Genomic DNA, 13,274 nt, shown 5'->3' with positions numbered 1-13,274 from the left:
TGAGTTAGGATAAACGATCCTCGAAAAACAAAAATGGTAAAAAAGATTCTATTCCGTTGGTTACCCAAACCGGCCCTTCTGTAACAAATAGGATAACCTTTACCGGCTGATTTTGCATTTTCTCATACTCGGCTAAAACCTGCAGGCATGCGCCGCACGAGGTTACGGGTTTTTGCAGCACAAATTCATCCGTATGCGCGGTTACGGCCATGCTAATAATAGGGTCATCTGGATGGTTGGCACCCCAATGAAATAGTGCTACCCGTTCGGCACATAAGCCAGATGGATAAGCCACATTTTCCTGGTTACTACCCAGTATTATTTTACCGCTTTTTAAGCGTAATGCGGCCCCCACCCTAAATTTTGAATAAGGCGAATGTGAATTTTTCATTGCTTTAACTGCTTCGGCACACAGATCCTGGTCGATTGTATCTAATTCTTTAACAGAAGTATATTCCTGGAAAGCTATTTTTATTTCGTGGTTAGTCATCGGCCTCACCTTGCCCCTCCAAAGGAAAGGGTTCCTTTTTAAGTTTATAAAAAAATAATTCCCCGAACTTTTTAAAGAGCGGGGAAACAAGATAAGGATAATACATGAAAAATTAAAATAATTATATAACCTGCACAGTAATGGTGCTAAAAGCAAAAAGGCTCCCGATATTTTCGGGAGCCTTTTTGCTTTTGACTTTTTTATTATTGATACTGTATATACATCGGGTAAGGCTTCTTCTTCAAAACCTCTTCGGGCGTTAGCATGTGGTGTGGTGCTTTTTTGATATCGTTTTTATAGAATAATTTAAAGCCTGTAAATTGTACCGGCTCATTATAGATAAAGTAGCGCCAGGTGCCTTCTTTCAAATCAGGCTCGCCCCATCCATCCATATCCATTACCAATTGAATCTCCGGATGAAGTTTGATGTTTTGATAGTTGGTCACCATCTTTTTAGTAAAGCGGTGCACTATTAATATTTTTGGAGGCAGGTTGTATTTTTTAACTAATCCCGCAAGATAGCCTGATACATAGTTAATATCATTAGCATCATAGGTCCCTATTTTTTTACCCGGAAGCGAGCCATCTTTCATAGAAAACTCAGGGTCCATACCAAAATGTACCTGCGGCATTATCAGATATTTTTCTAATAAAGGTAATTCTGTACGGATGTTACTTAAAGACACCTGCACATCTAAAAACACAATGGCATGTGCTTTTTTAGCTAAAGATAAAATTGTATCAATTTGCTTAAAAGGCATACGGTGGCGGTACATTTTATCTTTACCCGGGTCGCCGCTGGCTACCACGGCAATGTAGTGTAAGGCAGGTTGTACAGGTACCCGCGGATCTGCTTTTTCCCAATGTTTTATTTCGCCTTTTAATTTGGCCAGCATTTCGTTAGGAGGCAATTCGCCTAAAATGCCCATCTTTTTAGAGTATAGGTTACCATAATAAGCAACTACCCTTTTATAAGGCAGTATAGCGCCAGGTATAGGATAGGGGGTGTTTTTAACGGGCCATTTGCCGGTAGTATCACCATGGGCCATGCGTTTCATTAATGAATCATATTGCGCCTTATTAATGGGCGGGTAAGTTACCTTAACGGTTGTATCTCCGGGAGCAGGCTCGGTACTTTCGGCAGCGGTAGCTGCAGTTTTGGTTACTGCTTTAGCATTTGCTGCGCCTGGCTTGTTTTGAGTACAGTTAGAGAATAAACCTAACGAAGACAGCAATAATACTGCTGATAAAAAAATGTTTTTCATTTAATGAATTTGTTTTTGTGTTGTATTGCAGCTAATTGTGAAGTATCGGCTTGATAGTATTATACAAGATGCAAAATAACATCTTTTAAAGCGTTCGTTCGTTTAAAATTATCCACAAAATGGTTATTTGTGTTTATAAAACTTACCAAATACACCCAGCGGTAATTTTATGCCCGATGTTGCCTGCAGGTAAAGCTCGCCTATCTCTAAATTCTGCACTTTTGAGAATGCACTTTTTATCAAATTTTCCACTATAACTGCCGAGAAGCCAAGCGAATAGGTGTTCAGAATTAAAAAATGTTCTTCCGGATCAAGTAGCTGCACTACGTCCCGCATCATTTCGTTGATATGATCCTCCAGTTTCCATTTTTCGCCATTTGGTCCATGGCCGTAAGCAGGTGGATCCAGAATAATACCGTTATATTTTTTGCCGCGTTTAAGTTCGCGCTTTACAAATTTAAGGGCATCCTCAACTACCCAGCGTATATCTTTTAAGCCCGATAGTTCCATATTTTCATTACCCCAGGTAACCACCTGTTTTATGGAGTCGACATGCGTAGTATCTGCTCCTGCAGCTTTTGCTATTAGGGATGCGCCGCCGGTATAAGCAAAAAGGTTAAGTACTTTAGGATCGGGTGTTTTAAACTTTTTAATGTTTTGCGAGATATAATCCCAATTAACCGCCTGCTCGGGGAAAATACCCAAATGCTTAAAAGAGGTTAATGCCAGTCTGAATTTTATTGCTGCCTCGGGATTTCTATATTCCACGTGCCAGCGATCGGGCGTAGCCGGGTTTTTCTTCACCCATTCGCCTGATGTTGCCGAGCGACCCTTAAACCTGATATGGTGTAAGCGTTGCCACTCTGTCTGTGGCAAAACTTTGCTCCAAACGGCCTGCGGCTCCGGGCGGATTAATATTACGTTACCAAAGCGTTCCAGCTTCTCAAAATCGCCGCAATCAATAAGCTCGTAATCTTTCCAGTGGGTGGGGGTAAGCAGTTGGATCATAGTTTGAGATTAGTGTTTGGAGATCAGAGATTAGTTATTTGCGGCAAATATAAGGATTACCCTATATTTAATGGATTGGCATGTGGATTTTTAAGAAAGCATTGATTTAGCCAAGTAGTAACATATTTGTTAGATAAGCCAAAACTTTTTTATGGGTAGGGTTTAATATGTATTTTTATTTCGCTAACAGATATTAACGTGAAAAAGATAAAAATTACATCATTTGCCCTGCTTTTACCAGCTCTATTATTTTCGATAATTGCGAACGCTCAAAGGCTACCTAAAATACAAACAACCAGCGTGCTTGCACCTGCAGATATTAAAATTGACGGTAAACCAACCGAATGGAACAATAAATTTCAGGCGTTTAACCGTACAACCGAGATGTATTATACGCTATCAAACAGTGCTACCAAACTATATTTAACTATACAGTCTAATGAAAGAAGAATCATCAGGAAAATAATATCAAACGGTATTACTTTAACTATACTGGCAGATCCAAAACAAAATAAAAATGGATTGGCGGTTACTTTCCCGGTTTATGCGAAAACAGAACGCCCTGTATTTTTAAATTTAAAAAGCCCTTTCGAAACGGTAAAGGATACTAATAGAAACAATGCAATGGCCGATTCTGTAATGATTGGTTATAACGCCGTGCTGACCGCCCGACTAAAAACAATTGGCATTATCGGTGAGCCATCAATTGCAGATAGCACGCTCTCTGTTTTTAATACGGAAGGCTTTAAAGCGGCGGCACGCTTTGATGCTAAATTAGTTTATACGTATGAACTGGCCATACCGCTCAGCTATATAAAGTTTGCTGCCGATAAGCCGGGTATATTTAAATATACATTGCAGGTAAACGGCCCTCCGGGTGATGTTAGCGTAATAGACAATGGGCAACGAATGGTTTATACCGCCGGCGATGGTAGCCAAGTTAATATAGGATACCCAGGCCCGGATAACCTCGGCTTTGCAAATCCAACCTATTTTTCGGGAGTATATACTTTGGCCAAATAGAATATAATTTATCCCGACAAAATATTTATTTTAAATAGGGTTTAAATAAGTACATTTATTTAACCAATTAACCCAATTCGTGAAAAAATGACCAGCCCCCTATTTAAAGGCATTTTGCCCATTTTATTGTTTTTTAACATTGCTAACGCGCAAAAGCTCCCGCTTGTTCAAAAAGCCGGGTTGCGTGCCCCTGCCAACATAAAGGTAGACGGTAAAACCACCGAGTGGAACAACCAGTTCCAGGCTTATAACAAAGCTATACAAGCCTATTACACGCTATCAAACGATGATAATAAACTTTATTTAACGGTACAGGCAGTTAAGCCCGAGATCATTAACAAAATTATTAACGGCGGCGTTTCACTCACTATAAAAAAGGGGATCAAGAAAACAACCAACGGCGGGATGTCTGTTACTTACCCGGTGTTTAATATGGACGACCGCCCCAATATCAATGTTAACAATATGGCATTAATAGATCCATCTTCAAAAGATGCCGGCAGACTGACAGACTCGTTAATGAATCTTAATAATTCAAGGTTATCAGGTAAAGCAAAATTTATCAGAGTAAACGGTATAAACGATCTGGATACACTTGTTTCTATTTATAATATGAATGGGGTTAAGGTAGCATCGGCCTTCAATAATAAAATGGCTTATACGCTCGAATTATCAATAGACCTTAAACTGCTGGGATTATCGGTAAACAATTCTGAAAAGTTTAATTATAATATCCGCTTTAATGAAATGCAGATAGATTTTGTACCCGGCATTGTCATCACCAGGAAAAACGACGGTACCATAGATATGATGAATGTTGTTGACCCCAAACTGGCCAATTCATTCATCAGCGCGCTATCTACAACAGACTGTTGGGGGGAATACACTTTGGTCAAATGATAAAAATACGATCATAAAATTGATTTAGCCATAGGTTATATATAGCTTTATGCAATCAATACCTAAATCGTGAAAAAAATAAAAGTAGTACAGCTTATATTACTCGCTTCTGTATCGTTTACGGCGCTTGCCCAAAAACTTCCGGGCATCCAAAAAAACAGTCTGCGCGCTCCGGCTAATATTAAGATAGACGGCAAGTCTACCGAATGGGGTAACCATTTGCAGGCCTATAATAGATCTACCCAGGTTTTTTATACAGTTGCCAATGATGATAAAAGATTGTATTTAGTTGTTCAAACCGATAAGCGCGAGATCATCAATAAAATTATTAACGGCGGCGTCTCTTTTAGCATCAATCAAAACGATAAAAAAACTATCGCTGACGCAATTACAGTTACTTATCCCGTATATAGCCGTAATAACAGGGCCGTAATTAATTTTAGTAACCTGTCTGACGCTTTAGCCGATGCCGTAAACACCATCCGCCGTGATTCGGTAATGCGGATTTGTAATAATAGCCTTGAGGAAAAAGCAAAATATATAAGAACAAACAATTTGCCTGATGTTGATACGCTGCTGTCAATTTATAATGTAGATGGCATAAAAGCAAAATCTGGTTTTAACGATAAACTGGTATATACGGTAGAACTGGGTATTGATTTAAAATTGCTAAATATTGATGCCGCGAATTTGAACCGCTTTAGCTATAATATCAGGTTAAACGCCGTAGCATTAGATTATGTACCCGGTTTTGAGATAACCCGTGATGCCGCAGGTAACTACGCCGGCATGTCGATAGATTCAAAAATAGCTAACGTATACTTGGGCACAGCCAGGTATGATACGGATTGCTGGGGTCAGTATACATTAGTGAAGTGAATTGTCAAAGATTAATCTTCAACAACCAATCTTTATAACTTCGATTTTGCCGCCTGCATAAATTTACTGGCAAATACAAAGTCGTTTAGCTCTTTGTTATCGGTTTTGGCAATTTCTTTGTTGCTGCCTTCCCACCATTTTTCGCCGTTGTGCAGAAATATAATGTGTTCGCCAATACCCATTACCGAGTTCATATCATGCGTAACTATTACGGTGGTCATTTGGTATTCTTCGGTAAGCTCATTGATCAGGTCGTCAATCAGGATAGAAGTTTTTGGGTCGAGGCCCGAGTTGGGCTCATCAACAAATAAATATTTAGGCTGCATGGATATAGCGCGTGCTATACCAACCCGCTTTTTCATACCACCCGAAAGTTCGGCGGGATAAAGTTTATTTTTACCTTCCAGGTTAACCCGCTCCAGGCAAAAATTGGCACGCTCCAGTTTTTCGGCTTGGGTTTTTTTGGTAAACAGGTTTAGGGGGAACATAATGTTTTCCTCAACCGTCATAGAATCAAACAAGGCCGAGTTTTGAAACAGCATACCAATATGCGTGCGTATAGGTACGCGCTGCTCAAAATTCATGTCGGTAAAGTTCTCGCCAGCAAAAAAAACATCGCCTTTGGTGGGCTCGTGCAGGCCCACAATACATTTCAGTAAGGTTGTTTTGCCTGAACCTGATCCGCCAATAATCAGGTTGTTTTTACCGGGCTGGAAACTTGCCGATATGCCTCTTAATACATCATTCTCACCAAAGGTTTTATGAATATCCTTGATCTCGATCATAGCATTATGCGGGTTATAACTAAATCGGCAAATAATATCATAACACAACTGTATACAACGCCTTTGGTTGATGATTGCCCAACCTCTAGCGCGCCGCCCGAAGTATAAAAACCCTGGTAAGCACAAATGGACGAGATCAGGAATCCAAATACAATAGCTTTAACCAACGCCACTTGTACAGTTAACCCGTCAAAACCATCGCGCACACCGGCAATATAATCGCCGGGAGTAATATCTCCCGAAAATACGCAAGCCAAATAACCACCGGTTAATCCAAGCGTTATAGATACTATAACCAATAAAGGGATCATGGTCATACTGGCAATTATTTTTGGCGATATTAAATAACCTGGCGCGTTTACACCCATTATCTCTAACGCATCAATCTGTTCGGTAACACGCATGGTGCCAATTTGCGATGCTATGCTTGAACCTACGCGCCCTGCTAAAACTAATGCGGATATGGTGGGACTAAATTCCAGTATGGTCGAGTCGCGGGCAATTTTACCGGCAATACTCATAGATACCAGTGGACTGCTTAGCTGGAAAGCCACTTGTATAGTAGTAGCCGCCCCAATAAAAAGCGATATGATAGCGATAATGCCTAACGAGCCAATGCCGATAGAAACCATTTCGCGCATTACCTCGGCCCAATAAACACTGAATTTTTCAGGCTTGCGGAAACTTAATCGTAATAAAAGTAGGTATTTGCCTAAACTGTGAAACATGCTATCATATAAAACCGGTTAAAAATACATTTTACTTTTTAAACCTGATTGGGTACAACGTAGTAATTAACTAAATATGTTAGGTTTTGTTTAGCGTAGCATATATTTTAAAGCCTGCTGTTTAATTACTACACGGATAAAATTTCCATTTTTACCGATTAATCTGCCCTGTTCCCCGATTTATATAAACGGCTTCTCTCAAATATATCTACTTTTATACTATGAAAAACGCGTTAATAACCGGAGCAACTAAAGGAATGGGCAGGGCAATAGCCATAGCATTTGCGATAGAGGGTATCAGCCTGGCCATTAACTCGCGAAAAGCTGACGAGCTTGACGCGTTTAAAACCGAACTGCTGCAAATTAACCCGGCCATAAAAGTTTTTACCGCTGTTGCGGATGGTAGTAACAAAACAGAGTTACTGCAATTTGCAAATGATGCCACAAAGGCATTGGGCAGCATCAACATCCTGGTAAATAACCTGGGCATGTACCAGTACAGTAAAATACTGGATGATGCAGATAGTTTGTTCCAGCAAATGATAAATACCAACCTGATGCCAACTTATGAACTTTACCGCCGTTTTGGTAAAGAAATGATAGCAGCAGGCGAGGGGCATATATTTAATATTTGCTCGGTAGCAGCATTAAACCCGGTGGTTGATGCTGGTACTTATAGCGTAACAAAGGCTGCGTTGCTAAGTCTTACTAATGTAATGAGATTAGAGATGCAACAGCACGGGGTTAAGGTAACTGCGGTTATTCCCGGCTCAACATTAACAGACTCATGGAGGGGACAGGATGTTGACAAAGACACAATGGTACTGCCCGAAGATATAGCATCGGCAATTGTAAATATTTACAAAATGAGCAAAGGCGCCAATGTTGACCAAATAACCATAAAACCCGCTGGCGGGCAATTATAACCTATTTTAATAACTAAGATCATGGAAAAGAGACTACAACGCGATGAACATAATAAAATGATAGCAGGCGTATGCGCGGGCCTTGCTGATTACTTAAACATTGACATAACCCTGGTAAGGGCAGCATTTGTACTGGCAATGGTACTGCATGGCTGCGGCTTAGGAGCCTACATTATACTATGGATTGTAATGCCTAAAAAGGTGTATGGTTTTAACCGCCCCGGTTTTAATAACCCCGGTCCGGTTGATTATACCGTACCACCACAAGGCGACGGACCGACAGATTATAGCGTACCTAACCCGTTTGGTGGTTTCGCGCGCCCACAACAACAAGGCGCTCCGTTTGTAATGCCACCTAAAAAGAAATCAAACGCGGGGATAATTGTTGGTATAGCATTAGTAGCATTTGGATCATTCTTTTTGTTAGATAACTTTGACTTGTTGCCCAATTGGGAGTTTGACCGCTTATGGCCGCTGATATTTGTTGCCGGAGGATTGTTGTTGATGTTTTCGCGCAAAAAACAAGATCCTTGGGAAAAAGAAAACTGGAACGCTACCGAAGAACCGGTAACAGAAACTAAAGCAGAAGATAAAACAGAGGACACTCCTCCGGCAGTTTAACTACTATTAAAAATACGATCATGAGAAACGATAAAATAATTCCGGGCGCGGTCCTGATAATGATAGGAGCGATTATACTGCTTCACAACTTTGGCTATGTAACCTTCCATTGGTTCAACTTTGTATACCTCATACCTATACTAATAGTGATAGCCGGCATAAATTTAATATTTGGCCATAACAACCGGTCTGCCTGGGCAACTGTTGTAAAATTAGCTGTAGTTGCCATTGGATTTTGCTTAATTTTATTTGGCAATTTTGGCAAGCGCCATAACGGCTGGAACGATTACAGCTATAATTTTGATACCAATGATGATAGCGACAGCACCGGTGGTAAAATAACAAAAGTAGAAGGCAGCAAGGTTTTTGACGAACCTTATACCACGGCCATTAAAGTTGCCGAATTGAATATAAGCGGTGGCGGCGCATTGTATAAGTTAAGCGATACCACTAACCAATTGTTTAGTGCCGATACCAAAGTTTTTGGTAAACACTTTGTGAACTCTCTTATACGCACTAATTCAGACTCGAGCGCGGTACTTACCTATAAAATGAAAAATGGCCACGGCTTTACCTTTGGCTTTGATAGTGAGGATAAAAAAGATGGTAAATACGGTAGAAATAACACAGCTATTTTTAAACTGAACCCTAACCCTGAGTGGAACATCGATGTAAAAACAGGTGCTACCAAGCTTGATTTTGATCTATCTAAATTTAAAGTAAGATCATTAAAACTAAGCGGTGGCGCGGCAGATTTTAGTGTAAAACTGGGCCAGCCATTGTCTGCAACAAATGTTGTGGTATCAACAGGGATGTCATCGGTAAGCATTAGCGTGCCAACAACTGCGGCTTGCCGTATAACCAGCAGCACCGGCCTTTCATCAACCAATTTCGAAGGTTTTACTAAAACTAAAGATAATACCTACGAAACCCCGGGCTTTAGCAGCGCTGCTAACAAATTATTCATAAAAATGAGCGGCGGTATGGCCGACTTTAATGTTAAGAGATACTAATCTCTTAACATTAATTGGCTTTTGATATCTGGTAAGCCTTAGTTAGTTTTTCGTACCAGGCTTGTCTGTGCTCGCCAAATAAAGCGGTTAAAAAGGGTAGGGCATAGATCATTAATGATACCAATACACCTAAATTCCTGACAATAGAATTGCCTATTTTAAGGTTTTGGCCATCAATATCAACCACCATTATTTTGCATAGTATTTTACCTATGGTTCCTTTAAATTTAGACAGCTCAAACAATACATTATACAATAAAAAGGTAGCCGAAAAACTGGCCACCAATATAATGGATTGCGGATACGGCAATGTAAATGTAGGTTGTGCGGGCAAGGTGATCCAGCCTGATTTAATATCAATTATGGCAACAATTATACTCACCAAAAAGTAATCAATAATAAAAGCAAATATCCTGGAGCCATAAGTAGCCAAATTATCCCCGGTAGGGAAATATATGCCTTGTGCTTCAAAATAATCAATAAATTCGGGCAGTTCAGACGCGTATTGCGGCGCATCACTTTTTGAGGTGATAATTTCTGTATGGATAGTAATACCCATATTTATTAGTTCTTGATAAGTGTACGGGCCTGTTTTCTCTTCGCCTTCAACCAGGTAATATTCGTTGTTCATGTTGGGTGTAAATATACTTTCGAAAGGTAAATAATTATCGCTGATGTTAAACATCGATTTTTAACTAAAATTATTTAAATTTGAAATATGGAAACATTAATAGTTCATCCAAATAATAAAGAACAGCTTACGGCTTTAAAAGCTTTTATGAAAGCGTTTAAAATTTCATTTGAAGAAAAGAAAACTTCTTATGACCCTGAATTTGTAGCTATGATAAATCAAGGGGATGAAGACCTTAAAGCAGGTAAGGGCATTAAGGTTGATGTTGAAAATTTATGGAAGTAATTTTCACACCGAAAGCTTTATCAGATCTTCATGATTTAAAAAAGAGCGGAAATATCGGCTTGCAGAAAAAAATAAAAGAATTACTTCAATCTATTCAAGAATCGCCTTATTCTGGTATTGGAAAACCGGAAGCATTAAAACATGAATTATCGGGCAAATGGTCCAGGCGGATTAATCATGAGCATAGGTTAGTGTATGGCTTAGATGGTGATAAGCTAAATGTTTATTCTTTAAAAGGACATTACTAGTATTCCTTATCTTTGCATTAAAGAACACACCTGCCATGAATGCTCCTGCTATAAAATTACTCCCCGGCCGTTATTGTAACTCGTTAACCAAGTACTCGCGTTTTGTTACCCGTGAGGTTAATATTGGCGATGTACCTATGGGCGGTAATAACCCTATTCGTATACAAAGCATGACCACTACTGATACCATGGATACTATGGGTACAGTCGAGCAATCTATTCGGATGATCAATGCCGGTTGCGAGTATGTGCGCATTACCGCGCCCAGTATAAAAGAAGCGCAAAACTTAGCAGAGATAAAAAAGCAATTACGTCAAAGGGGATACACCGCCCCCTTAGTAGCAGATATACATTTTACCCCCAACGCCGCCGAAGTAGCCGCACGTATTGTTGAAAAAGTGCGGGTAAACCCCGGCAACTATGCCGATAAAAAGAAATTTGACCAGATAGAATATACCGACCTGCAATACCAGGGCGAATTGGAACGTATCTACCAAAAGTTTACACCGTTGGTAAAGATCTGCAAAGAGTATGGCACTGCTATGCGCATCGGCACCAATCACGGCTCATTAAGCGACAGGATAATGAGTCGTTATGGCGATACCCCGCAGGGCATGGTGGAGTCGGCAATGGAGTTTATGCGAATGTGCGAAACGTTGAATTACTACAACTTAGTAGTGTCCATGAAATCAAGCAACCCGCAGGTAATGGTGCAGGCTTATCGTTTATTGGTGGAAACTATGGTTGCCGAAGGCATGAACTACCCACTACATCTTGGAGTTACAGAAGCCGGCGATGGCGAAGACGGTCGTATCAAATCAGCCGTAGGTATTGGTACTTTGCTGGAAGATGGCCTGGGCGATACTGTCCGTGTATCTCTGACCGAAGAACCCGAAGCCGAAGCACCGGTGGCTATTGCATTGGTAGAGCGATATGTTAAGAGGAGTCAAGAATCAAAAACCAAGAATCAAGAAAATACTCACAACTCACAACCCACAACTCAAAACTTCAAACATAATCCCTACGAATACAAAAAACGCCAAACCTACGAAGCTAACGCTTTTATAGGCGGGCACATGGTGCCGCGTGTGGTGATTGATCTGTCTAAAGAAAATCTGAAAGACACTTCGGTATTAAATAGTGCCGGGTATATCTACTCGCCGTTGTTGGATAAATATAATATGGCCGAGCAATCGGTTGATTTTGTTTTTTTTGGCAATGAATTGCCATCGTTTAATTTGCCATCAAACCTAAAGCAATTATATAATTACCAGGCCTGGCAAAAACTGGCTGACAAAACACTTTGCCATCCCGTATTTACTTTAAAAGAATATGTCGGTGATGTTGACAGATCATCATCATTAAACCTGGTAACATTAAAGTCTGCCGATATTGATTCGGACGAGTTTGGTTCATTGCCATTTAGTAATTCGCTGGTTTTTATTTTAGAAACTGATGCCTTACATGGCATGGCCGATCAACGCATATTCTTCTTTAAAATGGAAGAGTTAGAATTGGAAGTGCCGGTTATTATTAAACGGAGTTATGTTTTTGAACCTCAAGACTCAGAACTCAGAACTCAAAACTTACAACTACAATCAGCCACGGATCTTGGTGCATTACTAATAGACGGTTTTGGCGATGGGATCTGGATAGATGTGCCACAAGTTGATACTAAGATCATTACCTCAACGGCATTTGGTATACTACAGGCAACACGCTCACGCATATCAAAAACCGAATATATATCATGTCCAAGCTGTGGTCGTACCTTGTTTGATTTGATGGTTACCACACAAATGATCCGTAGCCGTACCAGCCATTTAAAAGGATTAAAAATTGGTATTATGGGCTGCATAGTAAATGGCCCCGGCGAAATGGCCGATGCTGACTACGGCTATGTAGGCTCAGGTACAGATAAGATCACCCTTTACCGCGGCAAAGAAGCCGTAAAGAAAAACATCAGCGCAGCTAATGCCCTTGATGAATTGATCGGTATTATCCGTGAAGATGGTAACTGGATTGAGCCTAGTTTAGCGGAGTAAACTCGGCAAATAAATGACCGGCCTCGGCCACATTGCACAGCGGGGTGTAGGTACACACTTCGGCATACTCGCGCCATATTTGCTGTACCGCAGGGTTTTTGTGGGCAGTTTTTATGGCATGATCTGATAGCCATTCAAACACCTCAACCAGGGTTCCATCCTGGGTTTCTAAACTATATGCTTCTTTCTCCGTGACCAGGCCTTCTTGCCTTAATCGGGGCCAGTGCGTCTTCACCAGCTTTTTCAATGCCTCTTCCTTACCGATCTTCGGTTTGTAGGCAATTATCACTACTCGTCCCATTGTTTTTCGTACTTTTTTAGCAAATTACGAAATTTAAAGTTAAATAGTTGTTAAAATTGCAACAGATTTACCAATCTGTTGCAATTGTTGTTGGTAAAACTAAGCTAATAGATATTGGTTTACTGC

Annotated in this window: 16 protein-coding genes; 9 read left to right on the top strand and 7 right to left on the bottom strand. The window is 40.3% G+C overall.

The window, feature by feature from the left end; translation table 11 throughout:
• Window positions 1-4: 4 nt before the first annotated feature.
• From JWQ34_RS09000 to JWQ34_RS08990, 3 genes are all read right to left on the bottom strand, one after another.
• Entirely contained in the window at window positions 5-490 is a 486-nt protein-coding gene (locus JWQ34_RS09000; RefSeq protein WP_299356633.1) for a cytidine deaminase, read from the bottom strand.
• A gap of 203 nt (window positions 491-693) precedes the next feature.
• Window positions 694-1,755 (bottom strand): hypothetical protein, encoded by a 1,062-nt coding sequence (locus tag JWQ34_RS08995; protein ID WP_299356631.1) that lies wholly within the window; start codon window positions 1,753-1,755, stop codon window positions 694-696.
• Between the two features lie 123 nt (window positions 1,756-1,878).
• Window positions 1,879-2,763 (bottom strand): class I SAM-dependent methyltransferase, encoded by an 885-nt coding sequence (locus JWQ34_RS08990; RefSeq protein WP_299356629.1) that lies wholly within the window; start codon window positions 2,761-2,763, stop codon window positions 1,879-1,881.
• A 198-nt stretch (window positions 2,764-2,961) separates the two neighbouring features.
• On the opposite strand from JWQ34_RS08990, the gene JWQ34_RS08985 reads away from it, so the two are divergent.
• The 3 genes from JWQ34_RS08985 (at window position 2,962) to JWQ34_RS08975 (ending at window position 5,565) form a co-directional block, all read left to right on the top strand.
• Window positions 2,962-3,786 carry a hypothetical protein gene (locus JWQ34_RS08985; RefSeq protein ID WP_299356627.1) on the top strand — a complete coding sequence of 275 codons (825 nt, stop codon included), beginning with the start codon at window positions 2,962-2,964 and terminating at the stop codon, window positions 3,784-3,786.
• 87 nt (window positions 3,787-3,873) lie between these two features.
• On the top strand, window positions 3,874-4,686 hold the full coding sequence (locus tag JWQ34_RS08980) for a hypothetical protein (protein WP_299356625.1): 813 nt from the start codon (window positions 3,874-3,876) through the stop codon (window positions 4,684-4,686).
• Window positions 4,687-4,755: 69 nt separating this feature from the next.
• Window positions 4,756-5,565 carry a hypothetical protein gene (locus JWQ34_RS08975; protein ID WP_299356623.1) on the top strand — a complete coding sequence of 270 codons (810 nt, stop codon included), beginning with the start codon at window positions 4,756-4,758 and terminating at the stop codon, window positions 5,563-5,565.
• 32 nt (window positions 5,566-5,597) lie between these two features.
• On the opposite strand, the gene JWQ34_RS08970 is transcribed toward JWQ34_RS08975, so the two are convergent.
• The gene (locus JWQ34_RS08970) at window positions 5,598-6,350 is read right to left on the bottom strand and encodes an ABC transporter ATP-binding protein (RefSeq protein WP_299356621.1); all 753 of its coding nucleotides are present in this window, start codon (window positions 6,348-6,350) and stop codon (window positions 5,598-5,600) included.
• Window positions 6,347-7,078, bottom strand: a complete 732-nt coding sequence (locus JWQ34_RS08965; protein WP_299356619.1) for an ABC transporter permease — start codon at window positions 7,076-7,078, stop codon at window positions 6,347-6,349. Before JWQ34_RS08965 ends, JWQ34_RS08970 begins: the two co-directional genes overlap by 4 nt.
• A 221-nt stretch (window positions 7,079-7,299) precedes the next feature.
• Here JWQ34_RS08965 and JWQ34_RS08960 point away from each other — a divergent pair, with 221 nt between their 5' ends.
• The 3 genes from JWQ34_RS08960 to JWQ34_RS08950 are packed head-to-tail and all read left to right on the top strand — an operon-like array spanning window position 7,300 to window position 9,638.
• Window positions 7,300-8,004, top strand: a complete 705-nt coding sequence (locus JWQ34_RS08960) for an SDR family oxidoreductase (RefSeq protein WP_299356617.1) — start codon at window positions 7,300-7,302, stop codon at window positions 8,002-8,004.
• Window positions 8,005-8,025: 21 nt separating this feature from the next.
• The gene (locus tag JWQ34_RS08955; protein WP_299356615.1) at window positions 8,026-8,625 is read left to right on the top strand and encodes a PspC domain-containing protein; all 600 of its coding nucleotides are present in this window, start codon (window positions 8,026-8,028) and stop codon (window positions 8,623-8,625) included.
• Between the two features lie 20 nt (window positions 8,626-8,645).
• On the top strand, window positions 8,646-9,638 hold the full coding sequence (locus JWQ34_RS08950) for a DUF5668 domain-containing protein (RefSeq protein WP_299356613.1): 993 nt from the start codon (window positions 8,646-8,648) through the stop codon (window positions 9,636-9,638).
• A gap of 10 nt (window positions 9,639-9,648) precedes the next feature.
• On the opposite strand, the gene JWQ34_RS08945 is transcribed toward JWQ34_RS08950, so the two are convergent.
• A complete protein-coding gene (locus JWQ34_RS08945) occupies window positions 9,649-10,269 on the bottom strand; it encodes an RDD family protein (protein WP_299356611.1) in 621 nt (206 codons plus the stop codon).
• An 87-nt stretch (window positions 10,270-10,356) separates the two neighbouring features.
• Here JWQ34_RS08945 and JWQ34_RS08940 point away from each other — a divergent pair, with 87 nt between their 5' ends.
• The 3 genes from JWQ34_RS08940 to ispG are packed head-to-tail and all read left to right on the top strand — an operon-like array spanning window position 10,357 to window position 12,847.
• The gene (locus JWQ34_RS08940) at window positions 10,357-10,554 is read left to right on the top strand and encodes a DUF2683 family protein (RefSeq protein ID WP_299356609.1); all 198 of its coding nucleotides are present in this window, start codon (window positions 10,357-10,359) and stop codon (window positions 10,552-10,554) included.
• Window positions 10,545-10,802, top strand: a complete 258-nt coding sequence (locus JWQ34_RS08935) for a Txe/YoeB family addiction module toxin (protein WP_299356607.1) — start codon at window positions 10,545-10,547, stop codon at window positions 10,800-10,802. Before JWQ34_RS08940 ends, JWQ34_RS08935 begins: the two co-directional genes overlap by 10 nt.
• Window positions 10,803-10,837: 35 nt before the next feature.
• Window positions 10,838-12,847 carry a (E)-4-hydroxy-3-methylbut-2-enyl-diphosphate synthase gene (gene ispG, locus JWQ34_RS08930; protein ID WP_299356604.1) on the top strand — a complete coding sequence of 670 codons (2,010 nt, stop codon included), beginning with the start codon at window positions 10,838-10,840 and terminating at the stop codon, window positions 12,845-12,847.
• On the opposite strand, the gene JWQ34_RS08925 is transcribed toward ispG, so the two are convergent.
• Complete coding sequence (locus JWQ34_RS08925; protein ID WP_299356601.1) at window positions 12,831-13,148, bottom strand: hypothetical protein; 318 nt, start codon at window positions 13,146-13,148, stop codon at window positions 12,831-12,833. The two genes, ispG and JWQ34_RS08925, sit on opposite strands and share 17 nt — an antisense overlap.
• Window positions 13,149-13,274 lie beyond the last annotated feature (126 nt).

It is taken from the genome of Mucilaginibacter sp. (genome assembly GCF_028288185.1).
Lineage (GTDB): Bacteria > Bacteroidota > Bacteroidia > Sphingobacteriales > Sphingobacteriaceae > Mucilaginibacter.
This window is presented reverse-complemented; position numbering and strand designations above follow the sequence as displayed.

Coding starts and splice junctions, on each gene's coding strand:
- JWQ34_RS09000 (WP_299356633.1), bottom strand. CDS start 490: ATGACTAACCACGAAATAAAAATAGCTTTCCAGGAATATACTTCTGTT.
- JWQ34_RS08995 (WP_299356631.1), bottom strand. CDS start 1,755: ATGAAAAACATTTTTTTATCAGCAGTATTATTGCTGTCTTCGTTAGGT.
- JWQ34_RS08990 (WP_299356629.1), bottom strand. CDS start 2,763: ATGATCCAACTGCTTACCCCCACCCACTGGAAAGATTACGAGCTTATT.
- JWQ34_RS08980 (WP_299356625.1), top strand. CDS start 3,874: ATGACCAGCCCCCTATTTAAAGGCATTTTGCCCATTTTATTGTTTTTT.
- JWQ34_RS08970 (WP_299356621.1), bottom strand. CDS start 6,350: ATGATCGAGATCAAGGATATTCATAAAACCTTTGGTGAGAATGATGTA.
- JWQ34_RS08965 (WP_299356619.1), bottom strand. CDS start 7,078: ATGTTTCACAGTTTAGGCAAATACCTACTTTTATTACGATTAAGTTTC.
- JWQ34_RS08960 (WP_299356617.1), top strand. CDS start 7,300: ATGAAAAACGCGTTAATAACCGGAGCAACTAAAGGAATGGGCAGGGCA.
- JWQ34_RS08955 (WP_299356615.1), top strand. CDS start 8,026: ATGGAAAAGAGACTACAACGCGATGAACATAATAAAATGATAGCAGGC.
- JWQ34_RS08950 (WP_299356613.1), top strand. CDS start 8,646: ATGAGAAACGATAAAATAATTCCGGGCGCGGTCCTGATAATGATAGGA.
- JWQ34_RS08945 (WP_299356611.1), bottom strand. CDS start 10,269: ATGAACAACGAATATTACCTGGTTGAAGGCGAAGAGAAAACAGGCCCG.
- JWQ34_RS08940 (WP_299356609.1), top strand. CDS start 10,357: ATGGAAACATTAATAGTTCATCCAAATAATAAAGAACAGCTTACGGCT.
- JWQ34_RS08935 (WP_299356607.1), top strand. CDS start 10,545: ATGGAAGTAATTTTCACACCGAAAGCTTTATCAGATCTTCATGATTTA.
- ispG (WP_299356604.1), top strand. CDS start 10,838: ATGAATGCTCCTGCTATAAAATTACTCCCCGGCCGTTATTGTAACTCG.
- JWQ34_RS08925 (WP_299356601.1), bottom strand. CDS start 13,148: ATGGGACGAGTAGTGATAATTGCCTACAAACCGAAGATCGGTAAGGAA.